Raw genomic sequence first — 21,800 nt, 5'->3', positions numbered from 1 at the left:
CGCTTTGCCTACCCTACAGATCTACGTGATGGGCCCCGGCCGCAGGTGTACTCGGAGCAATGCTTCTGTGGCTGGCGTAGTCGAGATCGGCCATAATGGATGGATCGCTACAGCAGAGATCCTCCAGATGCTCCCATCACAGCGCGCCTTGTTCGAGATACCGCGCCAGATTTGCTACCTCAATGCCGCCTCCTACAGTCCGCTGCCGCTTCGAACCCTGGAGGCCGGGCGCGCCGCGGTTCTCCGCAAGGGCACACCGTGGACGCTCGAGGCCTCCTTCGCCAGCCAGCAGAATGAGCGCGCGCGCCTTGCTGCCGCCCGGCTGATCAATGCCGAGGCTTCCGATATCGCGCTGACCCCCTCGGTCAGTTACGGCGTTGCGACCGCCGCGAAGATACTGCCGATCGCCCGCGGCACGCGCGTGATCGTGCTGGAAAACGATCACTCCTCGCCGGTGCTCGAATGGCAGACCCGGGCCGAGGCGGAAGGGTTTTCCGTCGAGACGGTTCGGCAACCTGACGATGGCGACTGGACGTCGGCGGTGCTTGCCGCGATCGAACGATCCAGCGCCCCGCCGGTCAGCCTGGCCTCGATCTCATCGGTGCACTGGTCGGACGGCGGCCTAATCGATGTCGAGAAGGCCGGCGCGGCGCTACGGCGACAGGGCGCTGCCTTCCTTGTCGACGCGACGCAGAGCACCGGCGTGCTGACGACCGACGTGAAGCGCCTTGACCCGGATTTCGTTATCTTCCCGACCTATAAATGGCTGCTCGGCCCTTACGGCCGCGCCTTTCTCTATGTTGCAAAACGCCATCAAGGCGGAATCCCGCTGGAGCAGACCGCGTCCGGCCGCCGCAACGTGCGCGCCGAGAACGCGGTCTATTTCACCGACCCCAGTTACGTCGGCGATGCCCGTCGCTACGACATGGGCGAACGCGATTATTTCATCTCGATGGAGATGGCCTCGATCGGCATGGAGATGATGGTCGAATGGGGAGCGCCCGCCATCGAGCAACGGCTCACGATGCTGACGGAGCGGATCGCGGCGGGCGTGCGCGACACCGGCGTCAGCGTGCCCGAGCTTGGTCTGCGCAGCCCTCATATTTTGAGCCTCGCGTTCAAGGGCGGGATACCGGCAGGATTGATCGAGGGAATGGCAAGCGAGGGCGTCTATGTCGTGCCGCGCTTGGGACGGATGCGCGTCTCGCCGCACGTCTATAATGACGAAGCTGACGCTGACCGGTTCGTTGAGGTGTTGGCGCGGCGGCTGCGCGGCTGACTTGTAGGGTGGGCAAAGCGCAGCGTGCCCACCTCCAATGTTCGGCTCGTGATGGTGGGCACGCTTCGCTTTGCCCACCCTACGGGAGCTTATGACGCCGCCATCTTGCGCGGCGCTTCCGCTCCCTCCATCACAAAGCCCTCATAGCTCCTGGCAGCCACATCGTTGCAGATCTGCCGGTAGGGCCCGACGCCGCCGATATAGGGCATGAAGATGCGCGGCTTGCCGGGGACGTTGGCGCCCATGTACCAGGAATTGGCCTGAGGATAGAGCGTGGTGGCGGCCACCTCGTTGACGTGGGAAACCCACTTATCCTCCGCGTCGACCGTCGCCTCCATCGTGTCGAGGCCGCGGTCGCGCATATAGGCCATGCAGTCGGTGATCCAGTCGACATGCTGCTCGATCGAGACGATCATGTTCGACAGCACCGATGGGCTGCCGGGGCCGGTGATGACGAACAGATTGGGAAAGCCGGCGCTCATCAGGCCGAGATAGGTGCGCGGGCCCGCGGCCCATTTTTGATTGAGCGTCTGCCCGCCGCGGCCCCTGATGTCGATCTTCGCCACCGAGCCCGTCATCGCGTCAAAGCCGGTCGCGAGCACGAGTGCATCGACTTCGTAATCCCTGCCCGCCACGCGCACGGCGCTTTCCGTGATCTCTTCGATCGGATTCGATTTGATGTCGACCAGCGTCACGTTCGGGCGGTTGAAGGTCGCGAAATAATCCGTGTCGATGCAGATGCGTTTGGAGCCGATCGGATGGTTGTTTGGCTGCAACAGCATCGCCGTTTCCGGGTCTTTGACGATCTCGGCGATTTTTTCGCGGACAAAATCGGCGGCGGTGTCGTTGGCGGCCTTGTCGAGTGCGAGGTTGTTGTAGACCGACATAAAGGTGAGCCCGCCGCGATTCCAGCGCGCCTCGTATTTCGCGCGGCGCTCGTCGCCGCCGTCATCGAGCGCGCCGCGGTCCGGCATCTCGGTATAGATGCCGTTCTTCGCGACTTCGCGCGCAAAGCGCCTGATCTCGGGATAGTTGTCGCGAAACTTCTGCCGCTCTTCCTGCGTCAGCGGCGCATTGCGGGCGGGAATGGAAAAGTTCGCCGTGCGCTGGAATACCGTGAGCTGGCTCGCCTGCTCGGCGATGACGGGTACCGACTGGATGCCCGATGATCCCGTGCCGATCACGCCGACGCGCTGGCCCGTGAAATCGACTTCCTCATGCGGCCAGTGGCCGGTGTGATAGACCCGGCCCTGGAAGCGATCGAGGCCCTTGATGTCAGGCATCCGCGCGTTCGACAGGCAGCCGGTGGCGAGCACGACGAATTTCGCCGTCACTCGCTTGCCGTCGGAGGTCGAGACCGACCAGAGATTGGTTGCCTCGTCGAACGCGGCGCGCTCGACGCGGGTATTGAACTGGATGTCCCTTCGCAAACCGAAGCGATCGGCGACGTGATTGGCGTATTTCAAAATCTCGGGCTGCGGCGCGTAACGCTCGCTCCAGTCCCATTCCTGTTGCAGCTCTTCCGAAAACGAATAGGAGTACTGCATGCTCTCGACGTCGCAGCGCGCACCGGGATAGCGGTTCCAGTACCAGGTGCCGCCGACGCCCGAGCCCTGCTCGTAGACCCGCGCCGTCATTCCCTGCCCGCGCAACCGGTGCAGCATATACATGCCGGCAAAGCCCGCACCGACCACGACGACGTCGTAGCTCTCGGACGATTTGGCGGTAACGGAAGGCGTGGCGGACATGAAGGCTCCCTGAAAGATTATCTGTTTGCCCGTCAGCATTCTCTCGATAGCGTCAAAGCGCAAGACGCAAATCGGCGGCATGGCATTGCATATTTTGCGCGGTGGAATGTTTGCTCCTCATGGCAAGGGGCAAGGCCGCTTGGCATGCAAGCCTCCGATGGGCTAGCGTCTCGCGGAAAGCCGAGCGGCAATCTGGAATGCTGCCACCGGGAGGACAAGCCATGAAATCGCCGATCTGCGACATGCTGGGTATAGAATTCCCCCTGCTCGCCTTCAGCCATTGCCGCGACGTGGTGGCCGCCGTCAGCCGCGCCGGCGGGTTTGGCGTGCTGGGCGCGACTGCGCATTCGCCTGAAACCATCGAGCAGGAACTGAAATGGATTGACGACCACGCCGACGGCAAGCCGTACGGACTCGACGTGCTGATTCCCGAGAACATTTCGACCGCGGGTGAAAAGGACGTCACCTGGAAGAGCCTGGAAGCGCGTATCTCGCCGCAGCATCGCGACTTCACCCGCAACCTCCTGAAGAAATACGGCGTCGAATTGACAACGACCAATGTCGCCGACAACCAGCCGCAGCCGTTCGACGCGCAGCGCGCACTCGATGTGCTCGAGGTCTCTTTCCGTCACCCGATCAAGCTGATCGCGAACGCGCTCGGCGTGCCGCCGAAGCAGATGATCGACATGGGCCGCAAGCATGGCGTGCCGGTTGCGGCGTTGGTTGGTTCGAAAGAGCACGCGCTGCGACAGGTCGCAGCCGGTGTCGATATCTTGGTGGCGCAAGGCACCGAGGCCGGCGGCCATTGCGGCGAGGTCTCGACCATGGTGCTGGTGCCCGAAGTGATCAAAGCGATCAGGCCGGTGCGCGACGTGCCGGTGCTGGCCGCGGGCGGCATCATGACGGGGCGGCAGATGGCGGCGTGCATGGCGATGGGCGCGGCCGGCGCCTGGACCGGATCGGTGTGGCTGGCGACGGTGGAATCTGAGACCACGGAAATCTTCCGCGAAAAGATGATCGCAGCCTCCTCGCGCGATGCGGTGCGCTCCAAGGGTCGTACCGGCAAGCCGGCGCGGCAATTGCGCTCGGTATGGACGGATGCGTGGGACCGCGGACCGGACAGCCCCGGCGCGTTGCCGATGCCGCTGCAAAGCATCATCAGCCGCGACGCCTTCAACTCGATCGACCGCGCGGCCGCCGCCGGCAATGCGCAGGCGCGCGATCTCGTCAGCTACTTTGTCGGACAGGGCGTCGGCCTGATCGACAGCGTGAAATCCGCCGGCGCGGTGGTGCAGGAGTTCAAGGAAGATTTTGCCGATGCGGTGGAGCACATGAATATGCTGATGGAGGAGTGATTGCGAAACTCCCGTAGGGTGGGCAAAGCGAAGCGTGCCCACCACCTCCCAGCAAGACGCTAGATGGTGGGCACGGCGCTACGCGCCTTTGCCCACCCTACGGATTTGAATGTCCAGAAAGCGAAACAAGAAAAAATGCCAAGCACTTCCCTCCCCGAAGACCGCATTCCCGTCATCGTCGGCGTCGGCGAAATCGTCGACCGGCCCAAGGATATCGCTGATGGCCTCGAGCCGATGGCACTGCTCGAACTGGCGGTGCGGCGCGCGGAAGCCGATAGTGGCGCAAAGCTGCTTGGCGATCTCGGCTCGCTCGATGTGGTCAATTTCCTGAGCTGGCGCTACCGCGATCCGGAGAAGCAGCTCGCCGCGCGGCTCGGTGCCAGCCCGGCCCATTGCTATTACGGGCCGGTCGGGGGCGAGAGCCCGATCCGCTACATTCACGAAGCGGCGCAACGCATCGCGCGCGGCGAGTGCAGCGTGGCCGCGGTCTGCGGCGCGGAAGCGCAATCGACCGCGACCAAGGCCGAGCGCGGCGGCATCTCGCTGCCGTGGACGCCGTTCGCCCATGACGTCGAGGAGCCGAAGCGCGGCGCGGCGTTTCAGAAACCGATGGCGGTGAAGCTCGGCGTATTCAGGCCGATCACCGTCTACCCCCTGTATGAATCCGCCACCTCGGCGCATTGGGGCCAGACGCCGCGCGAGGCGCTGGCGGAGTCCGGGGCGCTTTGGTCGACCTACTCGAAGGTTGCATCTGAGAATGAAAATTCATGGCTAAAGAGGCGTTTTGCGCCGGACGAAATCACCACGCCAACGCCCGAGAACCGGCTGATCGCCTGGCCCTATACAAAGCTGATGGTGGCCAATCCAACCGTGAACATGGGCGCCGCGGTCCTGCTGACGTCGCTCGCAAGAGCGCGCGCGGCCGGCGTGCCCGAGCAGCGGCTGATCTATCCGCTCGGCGGCGCCTCGGCGGAAGAGCCGCGCGATTACCTCGTGCGCGATCAGTTTTATGAGAGCCACCCGCAGAACGCCGTGCTGAAGGCGGTGATGGACCTCGTCGAGGGCGATGGCAAAAAGTTCGACGCGATCGAACTCTATAGCTGCTTTCCCTGCGTGCCCAAGATGGCGCGTCGGACGCTGGGTTTGGGTGCCGGCGTGCAGCCGACGGTGACTGGTGGCCTCACCTTTTTCGGCGCGCCGCTCAACACCTACATGACGCATGCGGCGGTGGCGATGGTGCGGAGCCTGCGTAAGGGCGGCAAGCTCGGCCTGCTTTACGGCCAGGGCGGCTTTGTTACCAAGCATCACGGCCTGGTGCTGTCGCGCGAGGCGCCGAAAGAGACTCTCAAACAGGACACCAGCGTCCAGGCCGAGGCCGACCGCAACCGCGGCAGGGTACCGGAGTTCGTCACGGAGGCCTCGGGCAAGGGCAAGGTCGAGAGCTTCACCGTGATCTACAAGGCCAAGGGCGACGTCGAGCATGGCGTAGTGATGCTGCGCACCGAGGCCGACGCGCGGGCGCTGGCCCGCATCCCCGCCAATGACGAGAAGACGCTGAAGCATTTGCTGAACATGGACCAGACGCCGGTGGGGACGGTCGGCGCGATCGTCGCCGCTGATGATGGCGTGCTGGAGTGGCGGGTGAGCTGACGGTCCTGCTCCGTCATGACCGGGCTTGTCCCGGCCATCCACGTCTTTGGCGCCACACGCAAGTAAGACGTGGATGCCCGGGACAAGCCCGAGCATGACGAAGGAGTAACTCTGCCCCTCCCCTATTTTGGAAGCCGCGCCGCCCCTACGCCGCCCGCACCGTATCGAGGAACTTGCCGACCTCGAGCTTGAGGCGATTGCTGTTGGCGGAGAGCGACTGCGCCGCTGAGAGCACCTGCGCGGAGGCTGAGCCGGTCTCGCCGGCGCCGCGCTGCACGTCGGTGATGTTGGCGGAGACCTGCTGGGTGCCTTCGGCCGCCTGCTGCACGTTGCGAGAGATTTCCTGAGTGGCGGCGCCCTGCTCTTCCACGGCGGCCGCGATCGTCGAAGCGATCTCGGCCAGCCGTTCGATGGTGCCGCTGATCTCCTTGATCGCACTGACCGACTCCTGGGTGGCGCCCTGGATGCCGGTGATCTGCTGGCCGATCTCGCCGGTGGCCTTGGCGGTCTGCTCGGCCAGCGCCTTTACCTCCGACGCCACGACAGCAAAGCCGCGGCCAGCTTCGCCGGCGCGCGCCGCCTCGATGGTGGCGTTGAGCGCCAACAAATTGGTTTGCCCGGCGATGGTGTTGATGAGTTCGACGACGTCGCCGATGCGGGCCGCCGCCTTCGACAATTCGCTGACGCGATCGTTGGTGACGCGGGCCTGGTCGACGGCCTCGCCGGCCATCCGCGCCGATGCCTGCACCTGACGGCTAATCTCGTTGACGGAAGAGGACAGCTCTTCCGTCGCTGAAGCAACCGATTGGACATTGGTGGACGCCTCTTCCGAGGCCGCGGCCACCATGGTCGTCACCTGCTGGGCGCGTTCGGCGGTTGCCGTCAGCGTGCTGGCAGAGGCTTCGAGCTCGGTGGACGCCGACGAGACGGTTTCGACGATCTCGCCCACGGCTGCTTCGAAGCCAGCAGCAAGCTTCATCATCTCTGCCTTGCGCTGCGCGGCGGTTTGCTTTTCGATCGCCTGCTGCTCGGCTTTCAGGCGCTCGACTTCGAGTCCATTCACCTTGAACACTTCAACGCTCCGGGCCATCTCGCCAATCTCGTCGCGGCGGTGCATGCCGGGAACATCCGTCGAAAAATCATTTCGAGCGAGGATCTCCATTGCGGCCTTCAGACGCACAATCGGCCGGGACATCCCACTGATGCCGATCCACATCCCCCCGACAAGGCTGAGCAAAAGTCCCGCACCGGCCGAAATCAGCACGGTATTGATTGAGGCGCTGGCTTCGAGGGTCATGGCATCTGCCACTCTCTTCGAATCGGCGAGCAGATCGTCGACCAGTTTGACTTGACCTGCGATCGCGCTTTCCATCAATGGCACGCATTCCGCCTTGAGGCGTGCGGCGGCCTTCATGTTTTCTTCCGGCGTCGTAGTTGTAGCCGCATACTCGATCGCCGGGCCACAGGCTGCGAAGGCAGTGTCGAACCTTGCAAGAACCGACTGAATCGCGGAGGCCTTCTCGGGCATGTTCTTCATCACGTCGGCCATGCCGGCTTTGTAATCTTTCTCGCTTTCCCTGGTTTGAGCGAGGTATCTGGCGTTGCCTGCGTCCGTTGTCTCGACTGCAAGCTGAAATGCCCCTGAAATATAGCTCTCGGCGCGGCGGCCCATGCGCGTTGCCAGAGTCGTGTATTTATCGACCCGCGTTACGATATCGTTGCTCGCGTCGTCCATTGCTCGCATGCGATGGGCCGCAAAGAGCGTTTCTCCGACCATCACGATACCCAGGAAGGCCACGATCAGACCGATCTTTACGACAATCTTGAGACTATCGAGCCAGGACATTTCACACTCCAATTCTGTTCGAAGCTGACCAATTGCAAAGTGAACAGCCATCCGTAATGGAATTGGGCAAAACCACCGAAGCACTGGACCCAACGCGTTACGGTGCTCTAGTCCCAGATGGTCGTTTGGCCATAGGGATCGATGACCTTCCCCACCACACGCAGATGGCGGGATCTCACTGATGAAGCACCGGGCCAGAGAATTGGACGAGCTGGTTCATGGCGGACGAAGGAGCTCCTGTGGCGGCATCACCACAGAGCGGCACTCATACGCGCAAGGATTCCATGCGATGGCTAACCAGCATCTAAAGCGGCACGGTCCGGGAACTCGTAGTATTACGGAAGCGCGGCACGCTTTATCGCCGTCATGATGGGTCATCCGTCTGCTTGCGTGCCGCCGACAACGTCTGCTGCGGCGTTTCGCCGAACAGTTCGCGGTACAACGCGGTGAACTCGCCCATGTGCCAGAAGCCATTCGTGAGCGCGACCGCCTTGATCGATTGCGGCGGAGTTCCGTGCACCAGTTGTTGCCGCACATTCCACAGCCGCCGCAGCCGCATGTAGCGATGCATACTCATGCCGCGAATCGCAACCACGGCATTATGCAGCGTCCGTACCGAGACCCCGAGTTGCCGCGCCACGTCGGCGCTGTACAACGTCTTGCCGATGCTGTCGGCCACGAACTCGTCGAGCTTCCGAACCAGCGCCAGATAGTGGCTAAGACTCAGGCGCTTGGCTTCGGGTGTGGGCGATGCCGCAGCCATCGCCAGATCGACGGCCTGCAGGAGCGATTCTTCCACGTGCTCGATCACGTTCGGCTGTGCGAAAGTATTGGGCGAATGCGAAGCGAGCGTCAGGGCATCGCGAACCGTCGCCCGCAGCGTTTCGCATTTGTCCGGCTGCGTCGCGATCAATTGAGCGCTATCGGCATCGCCCGGCCAGTCGCGATCGTCGATGGAAGCGAAATTCACAAGCGCGACCAGATTGGCCTGCTGCTCCACGATCTCACACGTCGCGGTACCCTTGACCAGGAGCACGGACGGCGCGCGGGCTTCAACGCCGTTGATGATCACCGAAGCCGCATCGTCCATCGTGAAGCCGAGGATCGCGCCGGTGGTGGAATACTGCATCTGCAGGATTCGCGGGAACGTCCGCTGCAGATAGACCGAGCAGGACTTCAGCTTCAACGAGGCAAAAGCGGCGGCGAAGTCCTTGGTGTCGATCGGAATGCTCTTGGCATCGCCCAGTCCTTCGATGCTCTGAAAACGATCGACGTCCAGAGACCGGCAAACCTTTACGAACTCAGACTCAACTAGTTCATCAAGCAACGACACGCGGCGGTCATCCGAGCCATCGGTAGCGATCATTGGCAGATCTTCTGGCACCAGACCTTTTGACATCAAATCGTCACGATGCCTTTGCGTCTTACCACTTTTTCCCGATTACGGAAGTTCGCCCGCAACAATTGGCCCCAGTTTCGCTCAGAGCGATTGGTCGGCGCCTGCCGCAATCGCAATTTCACGATCTAGGGATGTCTCCTGCTTCTCTTGCAGCCAAAAGCCGGCTGCTTGGCAGTTCGCGTTTCCGATTCGAAGCGTCTGCGGTCGCGAAGCCGGCATGAGAAACCGGCTTCCGACCGAACAATCAGGACGGACTCAGGCCGCCCGCACCGAGTCTAGGAAGCGGCCGACCTCGAGCTTGAGGCGGTTGGAATCGCCCGAGAGCGATTGCGCCGCCGCAAGCACCTGCGAGGACGCCGATCCGGTTTCGCTGGCGCCGCGCTGCACGTCGGTAATGTTGGACGACACCTGCTGGGTACCCGTCGCCGCCTGCTGCACGTTGCGGGAGATTTCCTGTGTCGCGGCGCCCTGCTCTTCCACGGCGGCCGCGATCGTCGACGAGATCTCCGACAGTTTTTCAATCGTGCCGCTGATCGCCTGGATGGCGTTCACGGACTCCTGGGTGGCGGCCTGAATGCCGGTGATCTGTTGCCCGATCTCGCCGGTGGCTTTCGCGGTCTGCTCGGCCAATGCCTTGACCTCGGAGGCCACGACGGCGAAGCCGCGGCCGGCCTCTCCGGCGCGCGCCGCCTCGATGGTGGCATTGAGCGCCAACAGGTTGGTCTGGCCCGCGATGGTGTTGATCAGCTCGACGACGTCGCCGATGCGGGTTGCCGCCTTCGACAGTTCGCTGACGCGGTCATTGGTGACGCGCGCCTGGTCCACGGCGTCATTGGCCATCCGCGCCGATTCCTGGACCTGGCGGCTGATCTCGGTAACGGACGACGCCATCTCCTCGGTGGCCGACGCCACCGACTGCACATTGGTCGAAGCTTCCTCGGAAGCCGCCGCGACGGTGGTCGCGAGTTCCTGCGCGCGTTCCGCGGTCGCCGTGAGCGTGCCCGCCGAAACCTCGAGCTGGCTGGACGCCGACGACACGGTCTCGACGATGCGGCCGACCGCGGCCTCGAAATCGTCGGCCATCTTAATCATGTCCGCCTTGCGGCTTGTCGCCGTACGGGTCTCGGCCTCGCGCTGTTCGGCCTCCAGCGTCTTTTGGGCGACGGCATTGCTCTTGAACACCTGCACCGCCTTGGCCATCTCGCCGATCTCGTCGCTGCGTCCGACACCGGGCACCTCGACGGCAAGGTTGCCGCTGGCGAGATCGTTCATCGCAACGGTCATTCGCTGCAGCGGAGCGGTGACGCTCCGCGCCACGAAGACCGACACCACGAGCGTAAACAGCAGGATCACACCCGCCACGATCAGGGAGCGTTGGGTCGAAGCCCAAGTCTGCGCCGTCAGGTCGTCGATATACACGCCGGTGCCGACGACCCAGTTCCATGGCGCGAAGCCGACCACATAGGACAGCTTCGGTTGCGGCTTGTCGAAACCGGGCTTGGGCCATTCATAGGGAACGAAGCCGGAGCCTGCTTTTTTGACGGTATTGACGAAATCGACGAACAGCATTTTGCCATTCGGGTCCTTGAAGGCCGACAGATCATTGCCGTTCATCTCCGGCTTGATCGGATGCATCACCATCTTCGGATGCATGTCGTTGATCCAGTAATAGTCGTTGTTGCCGTAGCGGAGCGCGCCGATCCGCGCCATCGCCCGCTTCTGCGCGTCCGCGTCCGAAACGCCACCCTTCTGTACCGCGGCGTGCTCTTCCTTGATGATGCCGAGCGCGAGGTCGCCGAGGTGCCGCAGCTCGATCTGCTTCTGCTGATTGAGGCTCGACGCCATTTCCCGCGAGTCGAGGAAGGCGATGCCCACGAGCCCGACGAAACCGAGGCAGATGAGGGCATAGATCTTTCGGCCAACCGTCATCCTGGCCCGACGTATTATTGCAAACATGCTTGAATCTCCACGCGACGACGAAGGTCGTCCGCCCCATTGCACGGAATCGTATAGGTTAGCCGCTTTCTACCCGTTAATTTTGTAATCAGTAGATATACGGTGTTTTATTAACCGGGGCGCTGCGCGGTCAGGCGGCCTCAGGCCGCCCGCACTGAATTGAGGAACTTGCCGACTTCGAGCTTGAGGCGGTTCGAGTCCGTCGACAGCGATTGCGCTGCCGAAAGCACCTGCGAAGAGGCCGAGCCAGTCTCGCTGGCGCCGCGCTGCACGTCAGTGATGTTGGACGAGACCTGCTGGGTGCCGTGAGCGGCTTGCTGCACATTGCGGGAGATTTCCTGCGTCGCCGCGCCCTGCTCTTCCACTGCCGCGGCAATGGTCGAGGAGATTTCCGACAGCCTTTCGATGGTGCCGGTGATCTCCCTGATCGCGCCGACGGACTCCTGGGTCGCGGCCTGAATGCTGGAAATCTGCTGACCTATCTCGCCGGTGGCTTTCGCCGTCTGTTCCGCGAGCGCCTTCACTTCAGACGCCACGACCGCAAAACCGCGGCCGGCCTCGCCGGCACGCGCCGCCTCGATGGTCGCGTTGAGCGCCAGAAGATTGGTCTGGCCGGCGATGGTGTTGATGAGTTCGACGACGTCGCCGATGCGAGCAGCCGCCTTCGACAATTCGCCGACGCGATCGTTGGTTTGACGGGCCTGGCCGACGGCCTCGCTCGCCATCCGCGCCGATTCCTGAACCTGGCGGCTGATCTCATTTACCGAAGAGGAGAGCTCTTCGGTGGCGGAGGCGACCGACTGCACGTTGGTCGAAGCTTCTTCCGAAGCCTCCGCCACCACGGTGGTCAGTTCCTGCGAGCGCTCGGCGGTCGATGTCAGCGTGACGGCGGAGGCTTCGAGTTCGGTCGAGGCCGACGACACGGTTTCGACGATCTCGCCTACGGCCCGCTCGAAACCGTCGGCGAGCTGAACCATGTCGGCGCGGCGTTGTGCGGCAGCGCGGACTTCCGCTTCCTTCTGCTCACGCTCCATGCGGATCCGGGCGAGACCATTTTCCTTGAACACCAGGGCGGTCTTGGCAACGTCGCCGACCTCGTCGGCGCGCTCCGTGCCAGAAATGCCGATGTCGTATTTGCCGCCGGCAAGCTGCTGCAGCAACTCGACGACCGCCCGGATCGGCTTGGCAATGCCGTACTGACCGACCGCGAAGCCGAACCCGAGACCGAACACCACGCTTCCGACCGCGAGGATGACAAGCAGCCGCGACGCCGAGGCATATTCCTCTTCCGCGGCCTTGTTGTTTTCCATGACCCGCTGGTCAAGCCTGGTCGCCACTGCGCGGATAGCGAGCTGCAGCTCCTCTGCCGCAGCGCGGCTCTTCATCGTCGCATCCCGCAATGCTGCCGCTGACTGCGTCACCTCCACGGATTTGGCGGCGTCGACCGACTGAAGCGTCTGCTTCAGTTGCGACTGATAGGCGGAAAGCGCCGACCTGACGGCCGGCAGCAGCGCCTGCGTCTTCTCGTCAGTGGTCTTGCTCACTTCGGCAAGGCGCTCCTCGAGCTGCTTGAGCTGTTCATCAATCGAGGCGCGTGCAGACAACCTGTTTTCATCGCGAGGATCAAGGGCGCTGCGAAACTCGGCGCGGTTCATTGTCACCACATTGTTGTTGGCGCGGGTAGCCAGCAAGGCTCGTTCCGCCGATCGCGCCATGGTATTCGACTTTTCGCTCACCGAATGTAGCGAACTGATCCCGAGCCAAGCCATGATTCCCGTGATCAGCGACAGCACACAAATGATTGCCAATACTTTCGTGAGCACACGGAAATTCGCCAGAAACATCGGGGGGACCTCTTTGTCAGCGGCATTCAAAAAGCCTGTACAAAGGGTTTAAGCGGCGGCTCTTTATCCAATGTAAAGTTGACGCTCCGTAACTTTACGGAGCTTGCAAGCGCAATTACCGAAGCCAATATCGATTTGTTCCGGTTGTTGCTGGCGACACGAAGAAGTTTGAGCGAGCCGGCGCCCGCCCTCGAAAAGAAAAGCCCGGCCGCGAGGGCCGGGCCTTGAATTTTCCTGACGATGGAGGGATCAGGCGGCGCGCACCGAGCCGAGGAATTTGCCGACCTCGCGCTTGAGACGGCCGGAGTCGGACGACAGCGACTGCGCGGCTGAGAGCACCTGCGATGAGGCCGAACCGGTTTCGCCGGCGCCCCGCTGCACGTCGGTGATGTTGGCGGAGACCTGCTGGGTGCCTCGGGCGGCCTGCTGCACGTTGCGGGAGATTTCCTGGGTTGCGGCACCCTGCTCTTCCACGGCGGCTGCAATGGTCGAGGAAATCTCCGACAGCTTCTCGATGGTAGAGCTGATCGCCTGGATTGCCCCGACCGACTCTTCCGTCGCGGCCTGGATGCCGCTGATCTGCTGACCAATCTCGCCGGTCGCCTTCGAGGTCTGCTCGGCCAACGCCTTTACCTCAGATGCCACGACAGCAAAACCGCGACCGGCGTCGCCGGCGCGCGCCGCCTCGATGGTGGCGTTGAGCGCCAGCAGATTGGTCTGCTCGGCGATGGTGTTGATGAGTTCGACCACCGCGCCGATGCGAGCAGCGGCCTTCGACAATTCGCTGACGCGGTTATTGGTGGTGCGGGCCTGATCGACGGCCTCGTTGGCCATCCGCGCCGATTCCTGAACCTGACGGCCGATCTCGGTGATCGACGACGCCATCTCTTCGGTGGAGGAAGCCACCGACTGCACATTGGTTGAGGCTTCCTCGGACGCCGCCGCCACCATCGTGGTCAGTTCCTGGGCGCGTTCGGCGGTCGTCGTCAGCGTGCCGGCGGCGTTTTCGAGGTCGGTCGAGGCCGAAGACACGGTCTCCACGATGTTACCGATCGCGCCTTCGAAATCGTCGGCGAGCTTGATCATTTCGGCCTTGCGCCGCTGCGCCGCGGCCAGGTCCTGCTGGACCTTGGCTTCGGCTTCCTCGCGCGCCTTCTGCTCGGCGTTCTCGCGGATGACGGTTACGGTCTTGGCGAGGTCGCCGATTTCGTCGCCGCGGCCGGCGCCGGGAATTTCGACCTCGAGATTGCCGCCGGCCATCTCGCCCAGCGCACCGTTGAGGCGCGTCATCGGACGGGCGACGCCGAGGAAGGAGAACACCACGGAGGCGATCAGCGACGCGACAACAACGATCGCCATGATCAGGTTGATCTGGTTGGCACGCTCGGTGTCGGCCATGACCTCATCCTTCGAGATCTTGGCATCCTTCTGCGCGCCAGCCACCGTCGCTTCCATCAGATCGGCGACGTCAGCAGCGGCCTTGACGGTGCGGTTGGCGATGATTTCGCTCTTCGACTGCTCGGTCCTGACGGCCTCCTCATTGGCGGCGAGGAAGCGCTTCACGATCGAGGAAAGGTTGCTGACCACAACCAGCAGATCCCGGTCATCGGCTTCGCCACGCAGCTTGTTGAAAATGTCCTTGAGCGAGGCTTCGGTCTTTGCCATCTCCGTGACCAAACTGGCATCGCCGGTGGCGCCGAGCTTCCAGGCACCAGCTCGCAGCGCGTTCACCTTGCCATCGGCCTGAAACAGCAAACGCTCGATCTCGAGGCGGTTGTCCAGCTTTTGCATGGCCGGCAACTTCATCTGGGTATCGACCGCCTTGTTCCACTCCTCAGAGATGACCGAGCGCTTGTCGATCTGCGCCAGCAGCGTCATCTGCGCCTTCGCGAGATCTTCCACCGCTGCGGCAAAACCTTCCATCAAGGCCTTGGTCTTCTGGAGCTGTTCCTTGGCTTCCGGCCGCTGGGCCGTTGCCAGCGCAGCCTCCAGCTCCTTCACCGCGCTCGCCTTGTGGCGCTGCAGATCGGCAAGGGCCTTTTCGACTTGCGCAGGCGTTCTCGCCATTCGAACGTCGCCGGCGTCAAGCTGAATCTTGCGCAGGTCGATATGCGCGGCGAGCGCATTGTTCGCCACCTGCTGCGATCGGGTTGCGCGATCGCCGGCTTCCTCGATTTTCGTTTCGGTGACCATCTGGTTGGCCACCATGCCGATCGCCAGCAGGACGCCGACAGCCCCGGCCAAGCCCAGTTTGTTTCCGATACGGTTGAGCTTGATCATGTCGACGACCCCAAATTCTTCTGAAGCATTTTTCCGGAGGCGGAATTTGCGGCGCAAAGGAACCGGCAACCTCGCGCGCGAATCCCGGAGATGCCGGGGCAGCGTACCGGGGACCGGTTAATTTCCGCTTTCGTGCAACTACGGAATGTCCATCCGGGTTGCAACGCCAACGACTTCGCGCCACGCGCGAAAAGGCCGGGCCCCCTTGCCGGGAGCCAGGGCCTTCGTCTGCCGCCGGCCGGTTGTCAGGCTGCCCGGACCGACTCCAGAAACTTGCCGACCTCGAGCCGGAGACGGTTGCTATCGCCCGACAGCGACTGCGCCGCCGAGAGCACCTGGGACGAGGCTGCGCCGGTCTCGCTGGCGCCGCGCTGCACGTCGGTGATATTGCTGGAAACCTGCTGGGTGCCCCGCGCCGCCTGTTGCACGTTGCGGGAGATTTCCTGGGTCGCGGCGCCCTGTTCTTCCACGGCGGCCGCGATCGCCGAGGAGATCTCCGCCAGCCTTTCGATGGTGCCGCTGATTTCCTTGATCGCGCTCACGGACTCCTGGGTCGCGCCCTGAATGCCGGTAATCTGCTGGCTGATTTCGCCGGTGGCCTTTGCCGTCTGTTCGGCGAGCGCCTTGACTTCCGACGCCACGACCGCAAAGCCGCGGCCGGCATCGCCGGCGCGCGCCGCCTCGATGGTGGCGTTGAGCGCGAGCAAATTGGTCTGACCGGCGATGGTGTTGATGAGTTCGACCACGTCGCCGATCCGGCCCGCTGCCTTGGACAATTCGCTGACCCGGTCGTTGGTAACGCGGGCCTGGCCGACCGCGTCCGTCGCCATCCGCGCCGATTCCTGCACCTGACGGCCGATCTCGGTCACCGAGGAAGAAAGCTCCTCGGTCGCCGACGCCACCGACTGCACGTTGGCGGAGGCTTCTCCGGAGGCTGAAGCTACGGTCGATGTCAGCGTCTGCGACCGCTCGGCGGTCGCAGACAGCGTGCCGGCGGACGCCTCGAGCTGTGTTGACGCCGATGATACCGTCTGCACGATCTCGCCGATCATGCTTTCGAAATTGCGGGTAATGCTGTCGACCCGCCGGCCACGCTCGATCTTGGCTTCGGCGTCGGCGGCAGCGGCCTCGTCGGCGGTCTTCTTGGCGATCAGCGCTTGCTTGAACACCTGCAAGGTGTCGGCCATCGCACCGATTTCGGTCTTCTCGCCCTGATGCGGCACGTCGGCGCTCAGATCGCCATTGCCCAGCGCCTGCATCGGCATGACGATGGAAGCGATGCCGCTCGATACGTCGCGAACCAGGTAATAGCTGACGGCGATGCCGATGAGCACGGCGGCGCAGAGGATCGCGGCCAGCATGATCAAGGCGGAAGCATAGCTGTCGGCCGCTTCCTGTGCCGCCTTGTCGCTGCCCGCGTTGTTGAGGTCGATACTCTTCTTCAGAACGGCATCGGCCTGAAGCCCGATCTTGTTCACGGTTGTTGCATTCAGGTCGTTGGCCTCGGTGGGAATCTGGCCGACCGCATTGCGGGACAGCTCCATGACTTCCTGGGTGCCTCTGCGGTATTTGTCCCAGAGCTGCGCCCACTCATTATACAGCGTGCGCTCTTCCGCCGACATAATCAGGGGCTCATAGGCTGCGCGGATCTTGTTGTTGGCCTCGATGACGGCAGCCAGCGTCTTTTCCGTCGCCAGTTTTTCTTCCAGCGTCTCGGACAGCATGTGTTCGCGGATCACGTTGCGATAGGTGATGACGCCGGCGCGCAGGTCGCCCAGCACGCGGATGCTCGGCAGCCAGCTGGTTGCGATGTCGACCGTGTTGGCATTGATGGCCCGCATGTTGCGGACAGCGAGCAGACCCATGCCCATCATCGCGACGAGCAGGAACGCCACCACGGCGATGATCTTGGTGCGGATGGAATACCTGGCAAGCATGGCTGAATCTCTTGGTTTTGCGCGCGGGGAGCACGCCGGATGGCGGCAAGGCGGGAACACGGGGGACGCCTTGCGCACATCAAACCCGATGCGTCCTCAGGTTGAGTTAACGCGCGTTGACAAAGATACCGACGCCGGCGGACCCTGCCGGGCAATGAACGCTGGCGAAGCGGTCAGCGCATCAGGTTCAGCGCATCGGAAAAAAACGCGGGCCCGCCGAAATTGCCCGACTTGAGGGCAAGCAACATTCCGCCCCTGTCGGTGCCAACGGCGCTTAAAACCGGCACTCCTGCAGCGATTTCTTCGCCTACGAGGAAGCCGGGAATGCGCAGGCGATCGACCACGGCGCCTGAGGTTTCACCACCGGCGACCACCAGGCGCCGCACGCCTGAGCGCACCAGGCCTTCGGCGATATCGGCCATCGCCTGCTCGATGGCATGCCCGGCTGCATCGCGGCCATGCCGGGATTGCAGAGCTGAAACCTGATCCGGCGTCGAGCTGCTGGCGATCAGGATCGGGCCGTCAGTGATTCGGTCGCTCGCCCAGGCCAGCGCGCGGCGGGCTTCGGCGGGGCCGGCGATGATCTGCTCGGGATCGAGATGCAGGACGGGCATCGTCTTTTCAGCGTTGGCAATCTGCGCCAGCGTCGCCTGCGAGCAGCTCCCCGCAAGGCACGCCGCCGGTCCGCCGACCGGCGCGCCTGATACCGCGCCCGCGGCAGCCGCCTTGACCTTGCCGGAGGCAACCAGCGCCCGGGCGAGGCCGAGGCCAATGCCGGATGCACCTACCGACAAGCGGTGATCCAGCGCGACGGCGCCGATCGTTTCCAGATCGCGATCAAAGACTGCGTCGATGATGGCCGCGCCAATCCCCTTGCCCGCCAAATCGGCGAGACGCCCGCGAACCGGCTCCGCGCCGCGCGACAGCGTGGCGAGATCGACCAGGCCGACCTTGGTCTTGCTCTGCCGCGCCAGCACCCGCACCAGATTGGAATCGTGCATCGGGTTGAGTGGATGGTCCTTCAGCGGGCTTTCGTTCAGCGGCACGGAACCGACGAACAGGTTACCCTGATAGACGGTGCGTCCGGTCTCCGGAAAGGCCGGCGTCACCAACACGATCGCATCGCCGGAATCCGTGCGCAGCGCGTCCATGACAGGGCCGATATTGCCGGCGTCTGTGGAATCGAAGGTCGAGCAGATCTTGAACAGCACATGGCCGGCGCCGCGGCCGCGCAGCCATTTTTCCGCGGCGCGCGAACGGTCTACTGCGACATCAGCCTCGATCGAGCGGCTCTTGAGCGAGACCACGACCGCGTCGACCTCGGGCAGCGCCAGATCGTCCGGCGGCACGCCGATGGTCTGCACCGTGCGCAGGCCCTGACAGGTGAGCGTGTTGGCGAGATCGGAGGCGCCGGTGTAGTCGTCGGCGATGCAGCCCAGAGACAGTTTCACGATTTTGCTCCGGCATAGGGCTTGAACCAGCCGAGACCATCGACGGTCTTGCCGCGCGGGTTGTATTCGCAGCCGACGAAGCCGCCATAGCCGAGACGGTCGAGTTCGGTGAACAGGAACGGATAGTTCAGCTCTTCGCCGTCTGGCTCGTTGCGCGAGGGAATGCTGGCGATCTGGACATGGCCGGTGATCGGCATCATTTCGCGCAGCCGCATGGTGACGTCGCCGTGGATGATCTGGCAATGATAGATGTCGAACTGCAGTTTCAGGTTCGCGATCTTCAGCTCCGTGATCAGGTCGCGAGCAAAAGTAAAGTCGTTGAGAAAGTAGCCCGGCACGTTGCGGGCATTGATCGGCTCGATCACGACGTCGAGGCTGTGGGGCGCAAAGAATTCCGCGGCCCACGTCACCGACTTATAGAACTGCTCTACGGCTTTCGATTCGCTTCGGTTGGCGATACCTGCCATCAGATGCAGACGCCTGACGCCGGTCGCCTTCGCGTAAGGAAGCGCCGTCTCAAGGCTTCGCTTGAGATCGTCGAAACGCTCCGGTAGCGCAGCAAAACCTTTTTCGCCGGCGTCCCAATTGCCCGGCGGCAGATTGAACAGCGCTTGCGTCAGGCCGTTCTTTTTCAGGCGATCGCCCACGGCCTCCGCCGGATGATCGTAGGGAAACAGGTATTCGACCGCGGTGAAGCCGGCTTTCGCCGCAGCGTCGAAGCGATCGAGGAATGGAACTTCGGTGAACATCATGGAGAGATTGGCGGCAAAACGCGGCATCGAGCGTCCCCTTCTTGATCTTGCTATTTCGGCTCGCCCGGCAGATGCGTGCCGGTGACCTTCGCGTACATCCGCGCCACTGAAGCATCGTCGTCGCGGCCCATGCCGGCGGCCGACGTCATCAGGAACATCTGCAAGGCTGCGGCGGAAACCGGCACCGGGAATTTCTGCGAGCGCGCCATATCCTGGATGATGCCGAGGTCTTTCACGAAAATATCCACCGCGCTGCGCGGCGCATAATCGCCATCGAGCACATGCGGCATGCGGTTCTCGAACATCCAGGAATTGCCGGCGGACGCCGTGATCACCTCATAGACCTTACGGATATCAAGCCCCTGCTTGGCGGCGAACGCGATCGCCTCCGAGGCGGCGGCGATATGCACGCCGGCGAGCAACTGGTTGATCATCTTGAAGGCGGCGCCTTGACCGGCGTCGTCGCCGAGTTCGTAGAGTTTTGCCGCCATCGCATCCAGCGCCGGGCGTGCCTTGGCGAAGGCGGTCGGACTGCCCGACGCCAGAATGGTGAGTTCGCCCTGCGCCGCGCGCTGCGCGCCACCAGAAATCGGCGCGTCGAGGTAGTGACGGCCGGTCGCTTCCAACTGTTTGGCGAGCCCCCGTGCGACGTCGGGATCCATCGTGGCGGAGGAAATGAATACCGCGCCTTTCGCCAGCGTTTCCGCGACGCCATTCGCGCCAAACAAAATGGTCTCGGTCTGGGCGGCGTTGACGACGACGCTGACGACTATATCGGCCGATTTCGCGGCTTCCGCCGGCGTGCCGGCGCCCTTGCCGCCGTCGGCCACGAACCGCCCCACGGTATCCGCCGAGACGTCGCAGCCGGTCACTTCGAGCCCGGCGCGGCGCAGCGATGTCGCCATGCCATAGCCCATCGAACCCAGCCCGATGACGGTGACACTTGGTTTGGCGGATTCTGGCATGCGGCGGTTCCTCGAGCTTTCTTGCGGCTTTGCCTCTGGGTATCACGGCTTGGCCGCGCTGCCAAAGCGTGGGACAAGATAAAAAAGGGATGACGCCGGAATACTGACATGAGCGAAACCAAGTTACGCGAGGAAATCTGCCGCCTCGGCCGTTCGCTGTTCGAGCGCGGGCTGACGCCGGGCTCCTCGGGCAACATCAGCGTGAAACTCGACGATGGCGGCTGGCTGGTGACGCCCACCAATGCCTCGCTCGGGTCGCTCGACCCGGCGCGGATGTCGCGGCTTGGGCCCGACGGAAAGCTGGTTTCCGGCGATGCGCCGACCAAGGAAGTGCCGCTGCACACCGCGCTCTACCAGACCCGCAGCGCCGCACGCGCTGTGGTGCATCTGCATTCGACCCACTCGGTGGCGTTGTCGATGCTGCCCGAGATCGACCCCCACGCCGCGCTGCCGCCGATGACGCCCTATTATCTGATGAAATGCGGACAGACCGCGCTTGTGCCCTATTATCGACCCGGCGACCGGGCAGTAGCCGACGCCATCAAGGGGCTGGCCGGCAAATACTCGTCCGTGCTGCTAGCCAATCATGGGCCGGTGGTGTCCGGCGACACGCTGGAGGCGGCCGTTTACGCGATTGAGGAACTGGAAGAGACGGCGAAACTCTATCTGCTGCTGCGCGGGCTGAATCCGCGGTATCTGTCGCCGGAGCAAGTGATGGATTTGACCAAGGTGTTTGGGCTGGTGCTGCCGGAGCATTCACACAATCACAAATAAGCGGACTCCCTAGAGGTCAAGGATGGACTGCGTTCGAGTTACTCGTGAGTTTGGCATAGTAGTCCGTCTTGCCTCATTGAATGAGCAAGGAATCTCTTTCGAGAAGTTGCTGATTGCGCTCGAGAACTCCTCGCCATTCGATAGCAATGCTGAAATCGCTTCGTTCGGCCCGCATTTCGGCGCGGAGGCGCTTGAGGTCTTGGTTCGGCGTCTATCCGATCTGGGGCTAAAATACTTTGATGATTTCTTTGAATTTTCGGGAGATTTTCCGAAGTGGTGCATTTTTGGGGTATCCGCGGCAAGTGCGCCGGAGCATAGGCGCGAACACGGGCATGAACTCCCAGAATTGGCGCGACCTAGGGACGCCGAGGTCGAAGCGGCGGCTCGTGTCCTTGATAAAGCGAGGCGCCATTATCATTGGTGGCCCAAAACCAATGAGCCATATGATGAGTTTGCCAAGACGGACCCGATCGCCAAGAGCGAGTTTGAAGGGATCGTGGAACAGATGTTGATGGCCGCATCACAGGCAAAGCGAAATACGGAAACACCATAACGCGCTGCAGT

General features: G+C 63.0%; 15 protein-coding genes. 5 read left to right on the top strand and 10 right to left on the bottom strand.

All coding sequences use genetic code 11. From position 1 onward, the window contains the following. Positions 1-127: 127 nt before the first annotated feature. The gene (locus AC0QUY_RS13195) at positions 128-1,279 is read left to right on the top strand and encodes an aminotransferase class V-fold PLP-dependent enzyme (protein ID WP_475387145.1); all 1,152 of its coding nucleotides are present in this window, start codon (positions 128-130) and stop codon (positions 1,277-1,279) included. 89 nt (positions 1,280-1,368) lie between these two features. Here the strand turns inward: AC0QUY_RS13195 and AC0QUY_RS13190 are convergent, their stop codons facing one another. Beyond that, positions 1,369-3,027 carry a flavin-containing monooxygenase gene (locus AC0QUY_RS13190; RefSeq protein WP_475387144.1) on the bottom strand — a complete coding sequence of 553 codons (1,659 nt, stop codon included), beginning with the start codon at positions 3,025-3,027 and terminating at the stop codon, positions 1,369-1,371. Positions 3,028-3,248: 221 nt separating this feature from the next. Between AC0QUY_RS13190 and AC0QUY_RS13185 the strand changes: the two genes are divergently transcribed. Both AC0QUY_RS13185 and AC0QUY_RS13180 read left to right on the top strand, forming a co-directional pair. After that, on the top strand, positions 3,249-4,382 hold the full coding sequence (locus tag AC0QUY_RS13185; protein WP_475387143.1) for a nitronate monooxygenase: 1,134 nt from the start codon (positions 3,249-3,251) through the stop codon (positions 4,380-4,382). A gap of 135 nt (positions 4,383-4,517) precedes the next feature. Then, complete coding sequence (locus AC0QUY_RS13180; protein WP_475387142.1) at positions 4,518-6,032, top strand: acetyl-CoA acetyltransferase; 1,515 nt, start codon at positions 4,518-4,520, stop codon at positions 6,030-6,032. Positions 6,033-6,177: 145 nt separating this feature from the next. On the opposite strand, the gene AC0QUY_RS13175 is transcribed toward AC0QUY_RS13180, so the two are convergent. The 9 genes from AC0QUY_RS13175 to ltnD all read right to left on the bottom strand — a co-directional run bounded on the left by AC0QUY_RS13175 (position 6,178) and on the right by ltnD (position 20,462). After that, complete coding sequence (locus AC0QUY_RS13175) at positions 6,178-7,878, bottom strand: methyl-accepting chemotaxis protein (RefSeq protein WP_161856495.1); 1,701 nt, start codon at positions 7,876-7,878, stop codon at positions 6,178-6,180. A 364-nt stretch (positions 7,879-8,242) separates the two neighbouring features. After that, the gene (locus tag AC0QUY_RS13170) at positions 8,243-9,244 is read right to left on the bottom strand and encodes a helix-turn-helix domain-containing protein (RefSeq protein WP_475387141.1); all 1,002 of its coding nucleotides are present in this window, start codon (positions 9,242-9,244) and stop codon (positions 8,243-8,245) included. Between the two features lie 288 nt (positions 9,245-9,532). Beyond that, positions 9,533-11,233 carry a methyl-accepting chemotaxis protein gene (locus tag AC0QUY_RS13165; protein ID WP_475387140.1) on the bottom strand — a complete coding sequence of 567 codons (1,701 nt, stop codon included), beginning with the start codon at positions 11,231-11,233 and terminating at the stop codon, positions 9,533-9,535. A 140-nt stretch (positions 11,234-11,373) separates the two neighbouring features. After that, the gene (locus AC0QUY_RS13160) at positions 11,374-13,077 is read right to left on the bottom strand and encodes a methyl-accepting chemotaxis protein (RefSeq protein ID WP_161852921.1); all 1,704 of its coding nucleotides are present in this window, start codon (positions 13,075-13,077) and stop codon (positions 11,374-11,376) included. A 249-nt stretch (positions 13,078-13,326) separates the two neighbouring features. Beyond that, positions 13,327-15,354 carry a methyl-accepting chemotaxis protein gene (locus AC0QUY_RS13155; protein ID WP_475387255.1) on the bottom strand — a complete coding sequence of 676 codons (2,028 nt, stop codon included), beginning with the start codon at positions 15,352-15,354 and terminating at the stop codon, positions 13,327-13,329. A 248-nt stretch (positions 15,355-15,602) separates the two neighbouring features. Then, positions 15,603-17,294, bottom strand: coding sequence for a methyl-accepting chemotaxis protein (locus tag AC0QUY_RS13150; RefSeq protein WP_475387139.1), 1,692 nt, complete (start codon positions 17,292-17,294; stop codon positions 15,603-15,605). Between the two features lie 173 nt (positions 17,295-17,467). Then, positions 17,468-18,745, bottom strand: a complete 1,278-nt coding sequence (otnK, locus tag AC0QUY_RS13145; RefSeq protein WP_475387138.1) for a 3-oxo-tetronate kinase — start codon at positions 18,743-18,745, stop codon at positions 17,468-17,470. Further along, entirely contained in the window at positions 18,742-19,524 is a 783-nt protein-coding gene (gene otnI, locus AC0QUY_RS13140) for a 2-oxo-tetronate isomerase (protein ID WP_161852918.1), read from the bottom strand. Before otnI ends, otnK begins: the two co-directional genes overlap by 4 nt. A 23-nt stretch (positions 19,525-19,547) precedes the next feature. Beyond that, complete coding sequence (gene ltnD, locus AC0QUY_RS13135; RefSeq protein ID WP_161852917.1) at positions 19,548-20,462, bottom strand: L-threonate dehydrogenase; 915 nt, start codon at positions 20,460-20,462, stop codon at positions 19,548-19,550. A 108-nt stretch (positions 20,463-20,570) separates the two neighbouring features. On the opposite strand from ltnD, the gene otnC reads away from it, so the two are divergent. Continuing rightward, the gene (gene otnC, locus AC0QUY_RS13130; protein ID WP_161852916.1) at positions 20,571-21,236 is read left to right on the top strand and encodes a 3-oxo-tetronate 4-phosphate decarboxylase; all 666 of its coding nucleotides are present in this window, start codon (positions 20,571-20,573) and stop codon (positions 21,234-21,236) included. Positions 21,237-21,258: 22 nt separating this feature from the next. Then, positions 21,259-21,789, top strand: coding sequence for a hypothetical protein (locus AC0QUY_RS13125; protein WP_475387137.1), 531 nt, complete (start codon positions 21,259-21,261; stop codon positions 21,787-21,789). The last annotated feature ends 11 nt before the right edge of the window (positions 21,790-21,800 follow it).

Source organism: Bradyrhizobium sp. WYCCWR15520 (genome assembly GCF_056174665.1).
This window is presented reverse-complemented; position numbering and strand designations above follow the sequence as displayed.